The organism is Paenimyroides marinum (genome assembly GCF_900108395.1).
GTDB classification, from domain to species: Bacteria; Bacteroidota; Bacteroidia; order Flavobacteriales; family Flavobacteriaceae; genus Flavobacterium; species Flavobacterium marinum.
Window position 1 is genome coordinate 29,387 of the sequence record NZ_FNXE01000001.1, and the last position, 19,474, is coordinate 48,860.

General features: G+C 39.8%; 12 protein-coding genes. 1 reads left to right on the forward strand and 11 read right to left on the reverse strand.

The window, feature by feature from the left end; genetic code table 11:
* Positions 1-5 precede the first annotated feature (5 nt).
* Both BLW20_RS00180 and BLW20_RS00185 read right to left on the reverse strand, forming a co-directional pair.
* Positions 6-779: a 3'-5' exonuclease gene (locus tag BLW20_RS00180; RefSeq protein WP_091095095.1), complete on the reverse strand. Its 774-nt coding sequence runs from the start codon at positions 777-779 to the stop codon at positions 6-8.
* A 62-nt stretch (positions 780-841) separates the two neighbouring features.
* A complete protein-coding gene (locus tag BLW20_RS00185; RefSeq protein ID WP_091095097.1) occupies positions 842-2,413 on the reverse strand; it encodes an NAD(P)/FAD-dependent oxidoreductase in 1,572 nt (523 codons plus the stop codon).
* 90 nt (positions 2,414-2,503) lie between these two features.
* Here BLW20_RS00185 and BLW20_RS00190 point away from each other — a divergent pair, with 90 nt between their 5' ends.
* The gene (locus tag BLW20_RS00190; protein ID WP_091095099.1) at positions 2,504-2,749 is read left to right on the forward strand and encodes a hypothetical protein; all 246 of its coding nucleotides are present in this window, start codon (positions 2,504-2,506) and stop codon (positions 2,747-2,749) included.
* Between the two features lie 54 nt (positions 2,750-2,803).
* Here BLW20_RS00190 and sppA read toward each other — a convergent pair whose 3' ends face one another.
* From sppA to BLW20_RS00235, 9 genes are all read right to left on the reverse strand, one after another.
* A complete protein-coding gene (sppA, locus tag BLW20_RS00195; RefSeq protein WP_091095101.1) occupies positions 2,804-4,576 on the reverse strand; it encodes a signal peptide peptidase SppA in 1,773 nt (590 codons plus the stop codon).
* Between the two features lie 446 nt (positions 4,577-5,022).
* On the reverse strand, positions 5,023-7,008 hold the full coding sequence (locus BLW20_RS00200) for a T9SS type A sorting domain-containing protein (RefSeq protein ID WP_091095103.1): 1,986 nt from the start codon (positions 7,006-7,008) through the stop codon (positions 5,023-5,025).
* A 130-nt stretch (positions 7,009-7,138) separates the two neighbouring features.
* On the reverse strand, positions 7,139-9,043 hold the full coding sequence (locus tag BLW20_RS00205; RefSeq protein WP_091095105.1) for a T9SS type A sorting domain-containing protein: 1,905 nt from the start codon (positions 9,041-9,043) through the stop codon (positions 7,139-7,141).
* Between the two features lie 171 nt (positions 9,044-9,214).
* Entirely contained in the window at positions 9,215-10,702 is a 1,488-nt protein-coding gene (locus BLW20_RS00210) for a T9SS type A sorting domain-containing protein (RefSeq protein WP_091095107.1), read from the reverse strand.
* Between the two features lie 2 nt (positions 10,703-10,704).
* Entirely contained in the window at positions 10,705-11,124 is a 420-nt protein-coding gene (locus tag BLW20_RS00215) for a hypothetical protein (protein WP_091095109.1), read from the reverse strand.
* A 171-nt stretch (positions 11,125-11,295) separates the two neighbouring features.
* Complete coding sequence (locus tag BLW20_RS00220) at positions 11,296-13,137, reverse strand: T9SS type A sorting domain-containing protein (RefSeq protein ID WP_091095111.1); 1,842 nt, start codon at positions 13,135-13,137, stop codon at positions 11,296-11,298.
* A 168-nt stretch (positions 13,138-13,305) separates the two neighbouring features.
* Positions 13,306-17,997, reverse strand: a complete 4,692-nt coding sequence (locus BLW20_RS00225; protein ID WP_091095113.1) for a PKD domain-containing protein — start codon at positions 17,995-17,997, stop codon at positions 13,306-13,308.
* A 414-nt stretch (positions 17,998-18,411) separates the two neighbouring features.
* Positions 18,412-18,801: an HU family DNA-binding protein gene (locus BLW20_RS00230; RefSeq protein ID WP_091095115.1), complete on the reverse strand. Its 390-nt coding sequence runs from the start codon at positions 18,799-18,801 to the stop codon at positions 18,412-18,414.
* 50 nt (positions 18,802-18,851) lie between these two features.
* A complete protein-coding gene (locus BLW20_RS00235) occupies positions 18,852-19,472 on the reverse strand; it encodes a hypothetical protein (RefSeq protein ID WP_091095116.1) in 621 nt (206 codons plus the stop codon).
* Between the last annotated feature and the right edge of the window lie 2 nt (positions 19,473-19,474).

Consider the following 19,474-nt stretch of genomic DNA (forward strand, 5'->3'; position numbering starts at 1 on the left):
TATATTTAAAACTTATTCGTCAATTTTCGCAATTTAATACCTGTCAACACTTTTTTAGTGTATAACGGGAAATCGGCATTTTGTATCCAGCCAAAATAGCCGGGTTCGCGATCCAGAACATCATCAACCAGAGCTCCTTTGTGCTTTCCAAAGGTAAAAATCTCTTGTCCTTCTTCATTCAAGGCGATGAATCCTGCAAAATCAACCGATTTTTTACGCGTAGTGAAGGTAGAAAGTGCTTTCATATCGTTTTCTAAATCATCGTAATGATCTAATTGTGCTTTTAAAATTTCGTACGTAGCTTCGGTATCAGCTGCCGCCGAATGGGCATTTTCTAACGATTTTTGACAATAAAATTTATAAGCGGCACTCAACGTACGCTCTTCTTTTTTATGAAAAATTGTCTGAACATCTACAGAAACACGATTTTTCATATCAAAATCAACTTCTGCGCGCAATAATTCTTCTGCCAATAAAGGAATATCGAACCGATCAGAATTATATCCTGCCAAATCGGCATCTTTAATCATATTATAGACCTGTGAAGCCAGTTCTTTAAATGTTGGTTCGTTTGCCACTTTTTCATTGGTAATTCCGTGTACTGCCGTTGCATGTGCAGGAATAGAAATTGTAGGATTCACCAACCAGGTTTTACTTTCTTTATTTCCGTTCGGAAAAACTTTTAGTATTGCTATTTCTACAATTCTATCTTTTGCTACATCTATTCCCGTTGTTTCTAAATCGAAAAAGCAAATCGGGCGGTTTAATTTTAATTCCATTATTTGTTTTGTTTAATGTTTAAGGCTTAAAGCTATTTAAAGCTCAACCTAAACTAATTTATTTAATTTCTATATCCAAAAATTTGTTCGGCACATTTTATGGCGCATTTTTCACCATCAATCGCAGCAGAAATAATTCCGCCTGCATAACCAGCACCTTCGCCACATGGGTACAAGCCTTTTATTTGCAGATGTTCCAGTGTTTCATTGTTTCTCGGGATACGTACCGGTGACGATGTTCTGCTTTCGGGGGCATGTAAAATAGCTTCGTTGGTAAAATAGCCTTTCATGTTTTTACCAAATTCCTGAAACCCCTGACGCATGATTCCCGTCAAAAACTTTGGAAAAACATCGCCTAATTCTGTTGAAACAACTCCGGGAACATACGATGTTTTAGGTAATGACTCAGAAACTTTTTTATTAGAAAAATCAACCATTCGCTGTGCTGGCACTTGTTGCGTTTTACCTGCCAGCTTCCAGGCGGTATGCTCTATTTCTTTCTGGAAATACATTCCTGCCAAAGCCCCATATTTCTGATAAGGTTTAAAATCCTCTAATTTCAATTCAACTACAATTCCTGAATTTGCCGTTGCCTGATCGCGTTTCGATGGCGACCATCCGTTGGTAACAACTTCTTCCACATCGGTAGCACATGGCGCAATAACACCACCCGGGCACATACAAAACGAATACATCCCACGACCATTGACCTGTTTTACAATGGAATAAGGTGCCGGAGGTAAAAATTCACCACGAAAATCGCATGAATACTGAATGCTGTCGATCAACGTCTGCGGATGCTCTGCACGTACACCCAATGCAAACGGTTTTGACTCTATTAAAACCTTTTTTCGGTCTAACAATTCAAAAATATCCCGTGCGGAATGACCTGTTGCTAAAATGACCTGATATGCTTCAAGAGTTTCTCCCGTGTGCAAAAAAACTCCTTTTATTTCATTATTGGTGATTATAAAATCTGTTACCCGTTTTTCAAATAAGATCTCTCCGCCAAATTCAATAATCTTATGACGCATATCTTCCATAATTTTTGGCAGTTTATTGGTGCCTATATGCGGATGTGCTTCTACCAAAATATCCTGTGACGCACCAAAAGCAACCAATAATTCTAAAATACGATTGACATCACCGCGTTTTTTAGAGCGGGTGTATAATTTTCCGTCGGAATACGTTCCTGCACCTCCTTCGCCAAAACAATAATTGGAATCGGGGTTGACCATATGATCCCGATTAATTGCTTTTAAATCTCTTCGCCGGCCACGTACCTCTTTACCACGTTCAATTACAATGGGTTTCACACCCAATTCTATCAACTGCAAAGCCGCAAAATAACCAGCAGGACCTGCACCGACCACAATGGCAACCGGTGCCTTTTTTACATTTTTATAGGTTGGAAAATCAATGTTGCGATGCACTACATCTTCGCCCTGAAAAAATACCTGAACCTTTAAATTAATTTTCACTTGTTTCTGGCGGGCGTCAATGGAACGTTTTAAAATGGTAATGTGCTGAATTTCGTTTGCAGGCGTATGTGTTAACTTTGCAACAAAATCTACCAGCAAATGATTGGCTGCTGCTATTTCGGGAAGGACTTGTAACTGTATTTCTTGAGGCATTTTTTTATAAAGCAAATTTGAAACTACAAAAGTACGTTAATTATAGATTTGTTGAAAAGGTTGTTTTAAATTTACGAAAACTTTGAGAATATGGAACGACAGATAAAATTAATTTGGGATTTCAGAGGTCCTGATGCATTGAAAACCGCTGAACATCAGGAAATTCATTTAAAAGAATTTATCCAGATAGAACGCTTACCGATTGAAATTACCGGTTTTGAACAAATAAACGAGTTTCACAGCATTGCTTTTATGGTGGTAAATGATGAGTTGATGCGAAAATTACGCGATGTTTTAAAACCTCATCGGGGAGAATTATATTCGGAGATTGTATAAAAAAATCCTTTGGTTTACGCCAAAGGATTTTTCGTTGAGTAAGTAAACATTAAATTATTTGATGTTCAACTGATAAGGCAACATTGCCTGAACACCTTCTGATTGTTTGATGTAATTCATACGTTGTAACAGTTCGTAATTTTCTGCTCCGATTTCATTTTTAATCACCTCTTCTTTAACACTTGAAACAGACAGACCTAAAAACTTGCGGAACAAATCGCCTATTTCTATTTTGTATTCCGGATAAAGAGAAACTTTATAATTGGTACTGTTCACTAATTTAGCGGCATAAGTAATGGCGTCATCTAAACTTCCCAGTTCATCAACCAAGCCTAATTCCTTAGCCATGGTTCCTGTCCAAACCCTGCCTTGTGCAATTTCATCAACTTTGGTTTTATCCATTTTTCTTCCTTCTGCTACGCGCGAAATGAATGTATCGTAAATAATTTCAATACTTTCTGTAACGGTTTCTCTGTATTTCGGCGACATGTCTTTAAAAGAACTATGCCCTAATGCGTTTTCGTGTGTGGTAACGACTTCAGAATTTACTCCAAATTTTTCAGCAACATTTTTAAAGTTAGGAATCATTCCAAAAACGCCGATCGACCCTGTTATGGTACCCGGTTCGGCAAAAATTTTATTTGCGTTGCACGAAATGTAATATCCGCCCGATGCAGCCACATCGCCCATTGAAACAATTACGGGTTTCACTTTTTTAGTCAGTTCAATTTCACGCCAGATGATATCTGATGTCAATGCACTTCCCCCAGGAGAATTTACACGTAAAACAACCGCTTTAATTTTGTCGTTTTTACGGGCTGCCTTCAGCGCACGGTTAATAGATCCTTCGCCAATTGTATTTACATTTCCTTCGCCTTCTTTAATATCACCTTGGGCAAAAATAACCGCGATTTGGTCTTTGGCAGAAATTTTCTTGATATTTAAATTAACATCGTTAATGTAATCTAAAATTTCAATTTCGTTGATGTCATCGTCATATTTTATGTTTAATGCTTTTTTAATTCCGTTTTGATATTGGTCGATGTATGCGATTTTATCGATTAACTTATTCTGCAGTGCTAAATTTGCATTACGTGCATTTAAGTTGGTTGCAATATCGTTTAAGGTTTCAACCGAAATTTTACGGTTTTTAGCAACATCGCCCACATAGGCATCCCACATAGAGTTTAAAAGAACGGTTAATTGCTCACGGTTTTCATCACTCATGTGCTGCTGTAAAAACGGTTCAACGGCGCTTTTGTATTTTCCGTGACGGATAACTTCCATTTTAATTCCGGTTTTTTCCTGTAAATCTTTCATATACAAAACCTCGGATGCTAAACCTTTAAAATCGATGCTTCCCATTGGGTTCATATAAACCGTATCGGCTACCGATGCCAAATAATATTCGCCTTGCGTGTAAAAATCGGAATACGCTACAACGAATTTGCCGGTTTTCTTAAATTCATTTAATTTATCAACAATTGCTTTGCGTTGTGTCAATCCTAAATAAGAGGAATTATTTTCTATTGAAATCCCTTTAATTTTATCATCGGTTTTGGCATATTCAATTGCCTGTAAAACGTTTATCAAACCATCGTTATTGGTTTCTTTATAATCGAAATCTTCAATATAAATGCTTCCGCCATAATCGTTGGAAACATCTTCTAAATCTAATTTAATAATTGAATTACTCTTTGTTGATTTTGACGAGCCGCCTGAACCTGCCGCTGCAACTACACCTACAATCAGCAACAAGAAAAAAGACACCATACAAAACAGGATGATCCCTACGAATGTTGCCAATACATTTTTTAAAAAATTCATTTCTTTAATTGTTATTTAATCTTTTCTGTTAGTATGCAAATTTCTGAAAATGTTACAAATTATTTGTTTTGTAGTTACAAAAAATAAAAGTTAATCATTAAATGATTGCGTTGTGTAGTTCTATTTTGCATAGTTTCTTTTGTTTTAGGTTATATGTTCTTTTGTCTTGATACAAAAGAACCAAAAAATCAAGGTTGTATTTTTTCTTTGGTCAACTTGTCTTTTAAACAGTAAATCAAATAATCGCTCACTGCGTTCGTATTTGATTTTGACTGTTTTTCAATACGTTGACACTCAATGAAAAAATAATACCGCCTTGTTATATTGATAATCTTTATCTCACTTCAATACTCAATATGACATTATAAAAAAAAAGTAAAATAACTCCGACAGGGTTTAAAACCCTGTTGGAGTTTGCTTATAGCTTACTGCTTAAAGCTTAAAATTTACTTTTTAATAACTTTTACCGTAGCACTACTGCCTTGGGTGGTGGTTACTTTTACAAAGTAGGTACCTGCGGTTGCACCGTGTAAGTTTATTTGGGTGTTGTTGCCAAACATACCGTTTTGTATCTCACGATCGTTTATATCGTAAACTACATAATTAAACAAGGTTTCTGCGGTTTCTATGTTTACTATATCGGTGGTTGGGTTGGGGTACACGTTTACGTTTAAATTGTTAAACTCTTCATTGCTTACTGTGGTACCGCATACGCTGGCTGCGAGCTTGGCTACAAAGAAATCGGCCTCACCGGTACTTACCAAAGGTGTTATCCCCAATGTGTTGTTCATAAACAAATTAGCATTAAAAGTACCTGCGGTAATATAATTACCGTCTTTATCTGTAGCAACAGCTGTCATTTGTTTAGTACTTACTGCTTCTCCTTTTATATCGTGTGCATTTAATACTGCCCCGGTTTGTTTATTAAAACGGATTAATACGGGGTCTGGTTGATAATTTATTATTGGACGTACTATTTCTATAGTATCCCAAAAATCACCACCGCTTTGTACACCAAAAGCTACTTCATTACCAGTAAGAGCAATACCTTTTGCACGTCGTGGTGCAGGTCCTAAGACCCCAGAACTATAGGCTGCTGTTGCCTGTGCCCATTGTACATCACCATCACTGTTAAGTTTAGCAATCATTGGTATGGTCCAATCGGCTCCGGGAGTAAATAAATAAGGCTGCACGTTTGTATCGGTAGGGTCGTATATTTTTACAGGATTTTGTGCATTTGCACTTTGATATATACTACCACCAAAATAAACATCAGAATTATTATCAATAATTAAAGAATTAAAACGATTATCTGATAATTGGTTATTTACAGGATCGGCATAAATTTCCCGACGCCATACTTCATCTCCGTCAACACCTGTAGTACTGTTTACACCGTAAAATGCCAGTATATAGGAACGTTCTACAAACGGTGCTCCATTATAAGTTAAAGGTACGGGCGGACTGTTTTCAATAGAACGCATACCTGCTATGTAGTATTGGTTTAATGTTTCGTCATAAGCAAAGCGGGTCGTTCCAAATTCAAATATCGATGTTGGTTCTATAGGCAATACCATGCTGTTTACATAATCTAAATTGGTATCGTATTGTACCAAAAGATATTGAAAATGACGAATTCCAGTAGAGGGTTCATATACATATTGTGAAGGCACGGTTACCTGGTTGTCTAAATGTGTACCATTTAGTAGACCTACTATAAAATGTAATTTATTCTGGCTGTCAATAACAAGGTCTAATATAACCGCTTCCCGGTCTATAGAACCATTCACAGTTCCCTGTAACGCTTTTTTGCCTTGAAACACGCCGTTATTATCATATTTTACCAGATAAATGCGTTTGTGGGCATCCATATTTGCTGGAAAGGGTGTAATATCGTGTGCAGTGTTAGGACTAAAGTGAATATTGTAACTGCTACCACCTGTTACATAAGCCCCTACATATACGTTATTATTGTTGTCTAATACCAGATTATAGGCACGGTCACTGTGTTCGCCACCAATTGCCTGGCTCCAGCGTACCTGTCCGTCGCAGGTAGTAGAAAATAAAAAAATATCTTCACCGCCGTTTGGTACGTTATATACCGTTTGGGGCTGTCCGTTAAGCTGTGTATTGCTGTTTCCTTTTATTGTGGCTATAAAATAGTAGTTGTTATCGGTACCTACTTTTACATCGTAAATTTGTTCGTCCGAAAATCCCAACCCTGTTCCTCCTATATCACCGCCACCACTTAGTGCCCACTGCCAATCGTATTGTTGGGCGTAGCCTCCTACCCCCCAAAGGGGGAACAATACTAATATTAATAATTTGGAAATTTGGAAATGTGTTAATTTGGAAATGAGATGCTGACTTCTCGACTTCGCTCGAAGTGACGGTTTGGGCTGATCTATTGTTGTGTGTAGTTTATTTTGCATAATTTCTTTTGTTTAATGGTTGGTTACACCTCCCTAGCCCTCCTCAAGGAGGGAATAAGTGGTGTTGGTATTATAAAATTTAGAATGTATATTATACGTTAATACAATATACATTCTACTATTAAGAAAACTACTTCTTAACCACTTTTACCGTAGCGGTACTGCCTTGTACTGTGGTTACTTTTATAAAGTAGGTACCTGCTGTTGCACCGTGTAAGTTTATTTGGGTGTTGCCGTTAAAGCTGCCGTTTTGTATTTGTTGACCCAATACGTTGTACACCTCGTAGTTTTGCAGGGTTTCTGCCGTTTCTATGTTTACTATATTATTTGTTGGATTAGGGTACACGTTTACGTTTAGCTTGTTAAACTTATCGGTGCTTAATGGGTTGGTAAGTTTGGTTACAAAGAAATCATAGTAGGTGCCGTTAGTTGCTGTTTCGGGTATGCCGTTAAAGTTATTGGTAAATATATTGCCCATAAAACAGCCCCCAACTACATAATTACCATTATTATCAACGGCTACAGCAGTCATTTTTTGTATATTTCCACCACTTGCCATTATATCGTGCATACCTACCACCGCACCGGTTTGTTTATTAAAACGCACTAACAACGGGTCGCTTTGGTGATTTTGGGGGCGGGTAATATTAAAAGTATCCCAAATAGTATTAGATCCATCAGTCGCTAATGCCACTTCATTGCCGTTAATTACAACACCAAAAGCATAATACGAACCTGTTATTGCCGGCCCCCAGTTGTAGCCGCTTGGTGTACGTGCCCATTGCACCACACCATTTTTATTTAATTTAACAATAAAGGGCATAAGACCGTAGGCTACATCAAAAGTAAAATTATAGGGGTTATTGGTAGGGTTTTTAGGATTAATAATTTTTATATATTTATTAGATCCTCGGGATAATTTACCACAGATATAGATATCACCATTGGTATCCACAACTAAATCGTAAAGACGATTATCATCTGAAGTAACAGATTCTGTGTCAATTTCACGACGCCAGATTTCGTTACCGTTGGTAGCATTTATAGCCAGTATATATGAATTTTTTGTAAATGCAGAACCACTGTATGTTAGCGGTATGTCTTCACCGGCGTTATTATATGAACGAAAACCGGCTATGTAGTAACGGTTATTGGCTTCGTCTAACTTAAAAGTAAAACTGGGAGGGACAAACCCCGTACCGTCTGCCACAGGCAGCAACATACTGTTTATTAGCTGCCCTGCAGTGGTGTAACGTACCAAATAGTACTGGTAGCCTGTACTTGTAGTTGGTACTGTTACCGTATTGTTTAAATGTGTACCATGATAAAGACCTGCTATAAAATGAATGTTGTCATTGCTGTCTATCAATATATCTAAAATTGTAGAATCGCTGTTGTAATTATTTACATCACCTTGTAAGGCTCGTTTCCATACAAACTGCCCGTTGGTATCGTATTTTACCAAAAAAGTGGTTTTAAAATAGTCGCTAAAAGTACTTGGTGAGGCAGCTGTTCCCGGTAAAGCTTCTGTAGGACTGAAATGTACCGGCTTATTTGCATTAGCAACACTTAAGGTTGTACCCACATATACATTATTGTTGCTGTCTAAAGCAATTTTATAGGCTGCATCAAAAAGCCCACCCCCACCTATTGTCTGGCTCCAACGTACCGTACCGCTACTGGTGGTTGAAAATAAAAAAATATCGTTACCTCCTTGTGGGTTGCCGTATACTGTTACCGGCTGTCCGTTTAACTGGGGGCTGCCATTTTTTATTTTAGCCAAAAAATAATAATTGTTGTTGCTGTCTATGGCAATATCAAAAATTTGTTCTGCTTGATAGTTCCAACCAATTTCGCCTGTGCTGCCCCCACCTGTAAGACCCCAGTCCCATTGATAGTTTTGGGCGTAACCCGATAGGCTGATGAATAAGAATGAGAAAATTAGCCAATGAGGTAATTTGCGGATTAGAGAATGAGATCCCTCACTTCGTTCGGGATGACAAGGGGTATTATTTTTATGTAGTTGTTGTTTCATAATTGTATATTTTGTTGAATCGATTAATCGTTGATTTGTTTACACCTCCCTAGCCCTCCTCAAGGAGGGAATTCACTTATTGTCCCCTTGAGGGGGGTGTGGGGGTGTTTGTGTTATAAAATAGAATGTATATTATACGTTAATACAATATACATTCTACTATTAAGAAAACTACTTCTTAACCACTTTTACCGTATCGGCACTGCCTTGGGTGGTGGTTACTTTTATAAAGTAGGTACCTGCGGTTGCACCGTGTAAGTTTATTTGGGTGTTGCCGTTAAAGTTGCCTTTCTGTATTTGTTGCCCCAGTACGTTGTACACCTCGTAGCTTTGCAGGGTTTCTGCGGTTTCTATGTTTACTATATCGGTGGTTGGGTTAGGGTACACGTTTACGTTTAGTTTGTTAAACTCTTCATTGCTTACAGATGTACCGCAAACGCTGGCTGCCAGCTTGGCTACAAAGAAATCGTATTTGCCAATAGCGCCTAATAAACCAACATTGCCACCGCCTGTAAACAAATTACCCTGGTAACAACCACCTACCACATAGTTGCCATCGTTATCTACAGCCACGGCAGTTAGCATGTGGTTATTGCCTGTGCTGCCTTCTATGTCGTGCATAGCTAAAACATTACCGGTTTGTTTACTGAAACGCATTAACATAGGATCACTTTGGTGACCTTGCGGGCGGTTGATGCTAAATCCATCCCAAATGGTATGGCTGCCCATAGTAGCAAAGGCCACCTCGCCACCCCGCAATGCCAAACCAAAGCCCCAATAATCTCCTGTCTGGGCTGTACTCCAAGTATAACCACTTGGTGTACGTGCCCATTGTGCAGTACCGCTGCTGTTTAGTTTTGCTATAAAAGGCATGTTGCCCCAAACCGCTATATTAAATGTAAAAGGTGTGGCTGACGTATTTTTAGGATCTTTTATTCTAATATACTCACCAGGTTGTCCCGTTGCAACAAGTTTACCGCTTATATAAATATCTCCATTAGTTTCGTCAACCACCAAATCGTAAATGCGGTTGTCATTTGCAATTGCTGTTGCTTCCATTTCACGACGCCAGATTTCGTTGCCGTTGGTGGCATCTATTGCCAGTATATAAGCGTTTTCGGTAAATGCCGTGCCATCGTAGGTTAAAGGAATGTCTTCGTTAGCATTTACTCTTGAACGAAAACCACCTATAAGGTAACGGTTGCGGGGCTCATCGTACCTAAAAGTAAAACTTGGTTCTGCAAAATGACCTGTAACAGGTAATAAAGTACTATTATAATTACCTGCAGTATCAAACTTTACTGCATAATATTGATAAGCATTTGTAAATGTAGAAGGTACTGTTATGGTATTGTCTAAATGAGTCCCGTTTAAAAAACCAGCTATAAAATGAATGTTATCATTGCTGTCTATTGTAATATCGTAAATAAAGGAATCTTTGTTATATAAATTAACATCGCCTTGTAATGCCTTTTTCCATTGAAACTGCCCGTTGGTATCGTATTTAACCAAATATGCCGTTTTATAAGCAGCATCTATTGCATTTGGATCAGTAGGCCAAGGGGGTAAAAAATCGGTTGGGCTAAAATGGGTTGGGTAGGCAGTACTTACCTCATTTCTTACATTCGCTCCCACATATACATTATTACTACTATCCAACGCTATTTTATAGGCTGCGTCAAACACCCCCCCCCAATTGCCTGGCTCCAGCGTACCTGCCCGTCGCAAGTGGTTGAGAAAATAAAAATATCGTTACCACCCAGTTGGTTGCCGTATACCGTTACCGGCTGCCCGCCTAATTGTGGGGTACCGTTTTTTATTTGGGCTGTAAAATAATAGTTATTGTCGGTACCTACCTGTATGTCAAAAATTTGCTCTACCTGGTAATACCAGCCGCTTTCACCTAAACTGCCGCCGCCGTTTACTGCCCAGTCCCACTGGTAGGGTTGGGCGTAGCCCGATAGGCTGATGAATAAGAATGAGAAAATTAGCCAATGAGGTAATTTGCGGATTAGAGAATGAGATCCCTCACTTCGTTCGGGATGACAAGGGATATTATTTTTGTGTATTGTTTTTTGCATAATTGTATATTTTGTTGAATCGATTAATCGTTGATTTGTTTACACCTCCCTAGCCCTCCTCAAGGAGGGAATTCACTTATTGTCCCCTTGAGGGGGGTGTGGGGGTGTTTGTGTTATAAAATAGAATGTATATTATACGTTAATACAATATACATTCTACTATTAAGAAAACTACTTTTTAACCACTTTTACCTTAGCACTGCTGCCTTGGGTGGTGGTTACTTTTATAAAGTAGGTGCCGGGTGCTGCACCGTGCAGGTTTATCTGGGTGCTGCCGTTAAAGTTGCTTGTTTGTATTTGCTGACCCAATACGTTATACACCTCATAGCTTTGCAGGGTTTCTGCGGTTTCTATGTTTACTATATCTGTGGTTGGGTTGGGGTACACGCTTACGTTTAGTTTGTTAAACTCTTCATTGCTTAACGGGTTGGTAAGTTTGGCTACAAAGAAATTATGATACCCTGAGCAAGTAATAGTTGATACATTACCACCTGCATTTGTAAATAACTGACCAGAAAAACCGCCACCTACTACATAATTACCATTATTATCAACAGCTACTGCCCTCATATAGGAAGGAGTACCAGCTTCACCTTTTATATCGTGCATGCCTAAAGTTGTACCGGTTTGTTTGTTAAAACGCAATAAGGTTGGATCAGGCTGGTAAAATTGCGGGTTGTTTTTAGAGAAACTGTCCCATATAAAATAAGATTCGCTGCTGCCAAAGGCTATTTCGTTGCCATTAATTGCAAGTCCTTTAGAATGGGTATTTATAACATTTGATGTAAAATTAGGTGCAAATGCCGTAGGGGTTTTTACCCACTGTACCATACCACTGCTGTTAAATTTAATAACCGTTGGCAAATTGGTATGAGGAGTGGGCGTAAAGGTATAAGTAGTGGTTGCAGGGTTATAGGAGTCATATATTTTAAGGTTTTGTTCATTAAGCATTCTCCAAATTTGACCACCTACATACACATCTGAATTACTGTCTATTACTAAAGAACTAAAATTGTGAACCGCAGGTTCGCCGTTCAAATATTGAGAATACACTTCCCTTCTCCAAACCTCTGTGCCATTACTGCCATTTATTGCCAATATATAGGCACGCTCTGAAAAAGGCTTGCCACCATAAGTTAAGGGTGTTAATGCTGCCGTAATATTATAAGAACGCATACCTGCCATATAGTACCGGTTTAAATTTTCATCATACGCAAAACGTTGTCCAGGTCCCACTCCGGGAAATCCGGTACCATCAGCTATCGGAAGCAAGATACTACTTATATAATCTAAATTGGCATCATATTTTACTACAAAATATTGATAAGTGGTTATATTGTTAGGTACTGTAACGTTGCCGTCTAAATGAGTTCCTTTTTGAAGCCCTATTACAAAATGCAACTGGTCTTGGCTGTCTATTACAAGATCAAAAAGTTGTCCTACACCAAGGTTTACATTTGCTACGGTTCCCTGCAACGCTTTTTTGGTTTGAAAAACACCGTTGCTGTCATACTTAACCAAATAATTGGTTTGATAAACAGCTGTTATAGTTTCCGACGCACTAAAATGTATTGGATCATTCGCATAACATCTAAGAAAGGCACCTATATAAACATTATTGTTGCTGTCTAACACCAAATTATATGCTATATTATCAGCACCTCCGCCAATTGCCTGGCTCCAGCGTATGGTGCCGGTATTTGTGGTAGAAAACAAAAAGATATCGTTACGCCCCCCTGCTATACTGTTATTGGGGCTGTAAACCATAACCGGTTGTCCATTTAATTGTGGCGTACCATTTTTTATAGTGGCTATAAAATAATAATTATTATCGCTACCCACTTTTATATCGTAAATTTGCTGGGAGTCATTATCAAAACCTAAGGTTCCATAAGTACCTCCGCCACTTACTGCCCAATCCCATTGGTAGTTTTGGGAGTAGCCCCCTAACCCCCAAAGGGGGAATAGTAGTAGTAAGAGGAGTTTTGTTTTTTTATGTAATGTATTTTGCATAGTTTTTTGTTTTAAGTTGATTGACACCCCTAAAGTCCCCTCAAGGGGACAATTATTCCTCCTCCTTAAGGAGGGAATAAGTGGTGTTGGTGTTATAAAAATAATAAAAAAAAATTAAAATAACTCCGCCAGAGTTGTAACTCTGGCGGAGTTTGTAATGCTTAAAGCTTACTTTTTAATTAATTTTTGTTGTGCTACTACGGTGCCGCCTGCATGCAGGTTTACCAGATAGGTACCCGGTGCCAGGTGGCTTACGTTTAACAGTACTTCGCCAGTGGTGCCGCTTACGTTTTGCTGTAAACGCTGTACCCCGGTAACATCGTGTACCGTAATGGCGGTGGCATTTTGGGTGCCGGTATCGTAACTTGCCGTGGTTACATCAACCGCCGGGTTAGGCGATAATGCAAAAGCTGTCACAACATTACTGCTGCCGGTATTAGCGGCACGGCTGCAGGCACCCGGATCAATAAACGGTGTGCTGCTGTAAAAGGTACAGCCGTTTTGTGTAACTGCTAACTGATAGTGGCCCGGCTGCACAATAGATTGGTTTAAAATGGTACCTGTACCTGTTTGCAGTACCATACCATCTACACTCCATTCAAAGCCTGCGTACTGCCCCCAAGGTCCTATTAAGTAACCTCTGTAACCACACAAGCCGTAACAGCCTGTTGGCACAACCCACAAGGCACGTTCAGGGCTGTGTGGTATGTTGTTATTATACCCTGTGGCACTGCAGCCTGTTGGTGCGGTATAGGTTACGCTGTAGGCACCGCCGTGCAGTACTTCTATGGTTTGCCCCGTCATGCCGTTGCTCCAGTTATAGGTGCCTGCTGCCGGACCGCTGGCGGTTAAACGCAGGGTGTACGGCTGGCAGTTTGTTACCACATAACTAATGGTTGGTGCGGTTACCTGCGGGTGTACCGTTACGGTTACCGTAAACTGGCTGGCACAGCTTGGGTCGCTTACAGGGCGGGCGTGTAAGGTATAGGTATAAGTACCTGTTGCCAAACCGTTTAACGGTACGTTAAGGTTTGTACCTATACCCGTTACCCAGTTGGTGTAGCCAAACGGTAAACCGGAACCTACCCAGCGGTGTTCAACAGTAGGGTCGGTAACAATACCGGTTAGCACGGTGTCTTCGCCAAAACACACGCTGGTGTTGCCGTTAATGCTTACAAACGGCGGTTTGCGTACCGTTACTATTGCCGGATTGTTTACTGTGCCATAAAACTTACAACCGTCGCCGTTTACCAATACCGCCCAGTAGCTGCCGCTTTCGGTTGGGGTATAGGTAGCGGTGGTGGCTACCTGCTGGTCATCGTGCATCCAGATCACACTTGTAGGAGTGGCAGTAAAAGGATTCGGACTAAAACTCAATGCAGGTACGTTGCCTTCGCAGGCATCTACCGGATTAGGACTGATGCTACCAAAAAAGTTTGCCTTTTTAATAGTTGTAGTTTGAAGTGCACTTGAATATTCGCAACCATCAGGTGCCAAAGCTTTTAAAGTAATTCCTAAAGAGCCTTCTTCCGAAACATTAATGTCAACAGCACCGGTGCCGTCTACTTTATAGTGGGTACCGTTAAACCACCAGCTGTATTCGTAACCGGGTTGCGGCGAACCTATGGTTAAGGTAATAGGCTCTTCGGCACAATACTGTGGCAACAACGAAAAATTAAGTACCGGTTGTGGCAGTAATGTAAAGGTTATCTCTGTTTCACAGTCCGGTATATCTACATCATGTTCTGGCGACGGATATAATGTACTTGATAAATCGCTGCATTGTAAATTTGTAGATAATTTTAAGTTGTACGTATATGTACCCGCCGTAAGGTTTGGTATGGTTACACTTTGTGCGGTTGGCGGTGCTGCCGGTACTCCCGGTCCCGTATAGGAAAAATTAATATCACCTATATCAATTAAATACAATTTGCTGTTATTGTACAATATAACATCATACGTACCATCGCCGTTACAAACCACTTCGTATCTTAAATCGGGTTTATATGCTTTTGGAATGTTAATTGACGAGCGTCCAACAGCCCCACAATCCGTGTAATTTGTCTGTACGCCTACATTGTGCCCTCCGGGTTCGGTAAACTGTATCTGAGCCACATAAATGTTTGGGTTTGGGTTAGTAACTACCGGATCAATAATTCCACCTTCGGAAGCCGTAAAATAAAAACCGGAAACATTAGTCATTGATGTGTAGGTTGCTGTTACTTCTACGGTGGTGCAATTTATCCAGTCATAAGTCAATGTTGGGGTTACACCAAAGCAACCACCTCCGGAAGATCCGCAATAATCAGATATCCCTTTTGGCTTGGATTTTATTTCGCAGCCATTGGTATCGGTAACCACTACATAATAAGTACCGGTTTCGTTTACCGATATGGTAGCTCCCGCAACACCGTTAGTGGTCTCAAAAGGTGTCGTTTCATTGTCTTTATACCATGCAAAATCTGTAGTTGCCGTTATACCGGTAGATACCGTTGCGGTAATAGAAACACTATCGGTAGTACTGCTTTCACATAACGTACGTTTAGAAAGGTATATTTCTACCGTTACTAAAGGTAGTATTAATACCGGTTGGTTTACTGTTACTTTTTGCTGGCAGCCGCTGGTTTCTTTTAAGGTAACTATTAAAGTGGCACCAACAGAATTTGTTGTACTTGCAACAAATTCCTGCGGAATACTAAACGTGTGAGTACCCGAAGTACTGAATGATTCGGTATGAATAGCTCCCTGATTGTTGCTGTATCTAAATTCCAGCGTACCGCTTGATGCACTTGTGGTTACAGTAACCGGGAAAGAATCATCTCCGGGACATATATTATCCAAAGACACCGTTAATGTAGGCGGCGATACTACCGTTACCGTATATGTTTTGGTGGTAGTAACACCGCATTTGGTAACTTTTAAACGTAGTTCACCGGTATTTACACCATTGCTTATTTCGTTAAAACTTACGGTTGCAGTAGCACTGTTAATACCGTCTATAACGTTACCAAAGTTTGTGGTATAATTACCCGGAGACTGTACTCCTACAATTTCCCATTCTATATGATCTGCCACAAAACCATTCATATTGGCAGTAAACGTATATACACTGCTTGGGCAAAACAGGGTTAATCCGCTGTCGTTTATAATGGTTGGGTTAGGTACTAACTGACTCACCGCGTAATCAACCGGGTCTGAATAACAGGTAACGCCGTTTTTGGTATATTGTTTTACCACACGTACGGTTGCTGTTGGTGCTGTAATGATAATTTCGGCTTGCGTACCTGCGTTACCGCCTACTACCGAACCATTGGCTGCAGGAACCACACTCCATACATATACCGCCTCGGGATCGTCTTCGCTTACAGAATAAATGTATGGTACATTTAAGCACACTTTATCAGGTCCGCTGATTCCTCCCGGAACCGTAGGTTTAGCAATAACATCTATTACCACAGGTTCGCTTTCACAACCGCCTTGGTTTGCCGTTACCACATAGGTACCGCCTGTATTAAAAGTATAAGAAGTGCTTACACCGGTAGCCGTATATACTACTGCCTCGCCTAAACGTATCTGCCAGGTTACCGGCTGACCGTTACTGCTGCTAAACGATTTGGAAGTACCTGTACAAAAAGTTAATGATCCGCTTGTAACCACCTCAACATTTTCTACTACGGTAAAATGTATTTTGGCTGTACCAACACAGTTTTCATACAACGTATTCTTATAGTCTACAGACAATACATAATCACCAGGAACCAGACCGTCTACAACCACTTCGTTACGGTGATCTACATATACCAACTGCTGATGATTAGGGTTACCGTCTAACGCCCAGTCAAACTCGGTTACTGGCCATTGCGGTAAGTTAAACCTGCCTTGTTTGCCTTCGCAAATAATATCGGGTCCTTTAATGATGCCGTTGTGTAATACCACCGGAATTTTTACGGTATTCCAGTACGGACATCCGCAATCTGATTTATAACTTACATATCCAAAGCCGTCTTCAGGATCTACCTGATCCCAAACTACAGTGACAAAAGGATTACCGGTACCGCCACCAACTACAGTGCCACCTATAACCTCCCACTCGCCACCACAACCATCATTTGCCTCATAAGTTTCCTGATCAAATTCACAAGTTACATTGGCACAGGTAATTTCAATGGCTTTAACATCGCTAATATCAATTTTCATTACGTATTCCGAGGTACAATTGCAACTGTTGGTAACGGTTAACCGTACTGCATAATGCCCTCCATTACTATATGCATGGGTGGGTTCAAATAAAGAAGATGTAGTACCGTCTCCAAAATCCCAGAAATAATGTACGATATCTGAGCCATTATTCGTTGTTGAAAGGTTGTCAAACGAAATAGGCATGTCTATACAAAACTCCCTCTGATCCGGATCTATACCATTGATTTTAAATTCGGCTTTAGGGCTTACTATTTTTTCTACACATATAGTACGTATATCAACCATACCGTTGGTATAAGAAATAGTAATTGTAAGACTTCCCATACCCGAACTGCCCCATTGTACCGCAGCATTGGTATTGGTACTTCCGGCTTGTAACGTACCACCGGTTGGCTGCCAGGTTACCTGCTGTACATTATTTGCCTGCAGTGTATAATTTACCATGCTGCCTTCGCAAAAGCGCAAGCATTCTGCGTTTTCTACACTTTCAAATGAGTAAACATAGGGTAAACTGCGTTCGTCATCGTACTCTATACACCCTACTTCCTGATCCCAGGTAAGTACAGGGGTATTTGTTGTTTGTGCCTTTAATTGTAAAGACAACAGGAACATCAGTATGATGCCCAATGCCCGAATGGGCGGTTTCGTAATTTTCGTCATTTTTTGAATGTTTTAATTAAAAAAATATGTTATCCGGGTGCTACCGATACCTAAACCGGTAGTTTAAAGGTTACTAATTGGTTTTTACATGCTATTTTTGTACCTCTCTAACCCTCCTCAAGGAGGGAATAAGTGGTGTTGGTGTTATAAAATGCTCCTATGCGTATAGTGTTCCGTTATGACTTCGGACATTAACCTTTGAACTTTATTATCTGTGCATTTGTGGCTATTTTACCCTTTAAAAAGAAATACTTTTAAACCACGCCTGCTTTTAGATAAAACCACGCCTGCTTTTGAGTGAAACCACGTGTGCTTTTGAACAAAACCTAACGTGCTTTTTAGTAAAACCACGCGTGCCAACTAACTAAAGCACACGTGGTTTAAACAACAAATACATAGGTGTTTAAAAAAATACTATTTTACCCGCTGTAACACAGCGGCTTTCATACTGTCTGAAAGGCGTTTGCCCGGGCGGTAATTTACTTTTATATTACGCACATGCTTTTGTGCATTAAACTCTTCGGGGGTAGCCGTACCTTCACTTGACAAGGAAGGATACAACGAACCGATTTTGTCTAAACGTACAATTTTACCGTTGGCAAGGGCATCTTGCATTACGTTTTCCAAAGCAATGATAACGCCGCGGATGTCTGCCTCGCTCAATGCACTGAATTTTTCAATAGCTTTTACCAAATCGTCTATTGTTTCTTCGCCATCGGTAACAATGTTTGCATACCATTTTTTGGTGCCGCCGCCTACTACGCCCGGCTCTCCTTTTTCGATTAATTTGTACTTGATTGCCATATTTTTATTGGTTTTAGGGTTAATTTCTTCTTTATGTTCTGTTGGCGGTGTTAATACACAATAAGCAATGATGCATTAAATACTGCCTGTGCTGTGTTTTGGTTAAAGCCTAAGGTAGCGGCAACAATCATTTTTTTACTCCAATCATTGTCTCCGCTACCCGGTGGCGGATTGTTGTCCAGGCAACTAATAATAAAATGCAACAACTGTTTTTCATTATTGGTAAGCACGGTATCTGTATTCACCCATCCCATTATGGTAGTCAGGTTATCCTCTTCTGCGATAATCAGTTCAAAATAGTCGTTAACTGCTGCCGAAGTGTTTAATACGGTATATTCTTCTTCATAATTCTGTAAAAAACGTTGAGCCTGAGTGTTACTTATCAGGGTGTAACCTGCCGGTTTAATTTGTAAAAAGGCGGTGTTTTGTAAAGAAACACTGTCTAACAACGTTATTTTTTGGGTAAGTGTTGCGGGGGTGTTTTCTGAAACTACCGCCGTATAGCCCGATACCAACTGTGAAACAATAGTGTTTAAACTAATGGGTGCATTTGCCTGCACGCTGTTGGTTGCATAATTTTCTAAAGAAACGGTTTCGGCAGACTCATTAAAATCTTCCGAACAGGAAATGGTTATGGTTAACAATAAAAATAACAGGTAATAATTTTTCATGG